This window comes from Peptococcus simiae, from assembly GCF_046569735.1.
GTDB lineage: Bacteria > Bacillota > Peptococcia > Peptococcales > Peptococcaceae > Peptococcus > Peptococcus simiae_A.
Genome location: NZ_JBKICG010000048.1, coordinates 1 through 554, shown reverse-complemented (window position 1 = coordinate 554; position 554 = coordinate 1). Strand labels below are relative to the sequence as shown.

The following is a 554-nucleotide window of genomic DNA, read 5'->3' as shown; positions in this document are numbered from 1 at the left end:
CTTATTGAGTGCAAGTCGTGCAAAGAAGACTTCAATTCTGAGATCGTTTTGTTACTTACACTTTTGAAGCAGTCCATTAATTCAATAAACCACTCTCCCGAAACGCTTTTACCTCTATCCTTGCTGCCTAAATTAAATAATTCGTGCGTTCTATCAAAACAAGCAAAGGAAAAAGAAAAACTCTTCTCTGTAACAGCATTTCCATTATAGGGAAGAGTTTTTGTATAGTCACTTAATTCTGCGCTCACCGGCGGAAGTTTAATTTTTTTAGTCATTTTGCGCTTCTTCATATTTCTTAGAGTAATATTCTCTCATGGAAGCATGAGATATAACCTCTCTGCTCGTCTCCCAAGGCTTTAATTCTCCTCTTGCTATTATCCATGGATCCTCTGAATGGGTCAGACTTTCAAGTTGGTCTCCCGTAAAGCCTCCATAGGTCAAATATACTGCCTCCAGTACATCTAACTCTTCTTCCGTGAAAGAACCTTCGTCCGACTCAATCCTCGGGATTTCATTCCATCTATAATCTGCAAAATAGGGATAAAGAGAAGGGG

Annotated in this window: 2 protein-coding genes; both read right to left on the bottom strand. The window is 39.2% G+C overall.

Annotated elements, in window-relative coordinates; genetic code table 11:
• A partial coding sequence (locus tag ACLGL1_RS09805) for a hypothetical protein (protein WP_411008487.1) occupies positions 1-275 on the bottom strand: 275 nt, incomplete at its 3' end.
• A partial coding sequence (locus ACLGL1_RS09800; protein ID WP_411008486.1) for a Panacea domain-containing protein occupies positions 268-554 on the bottom strand: 287 nt, incomplete at its 5' end. The genes ACLGL1_RS09805 and ACLGL1_RS09800, both read right to left, overlap by 8 nt.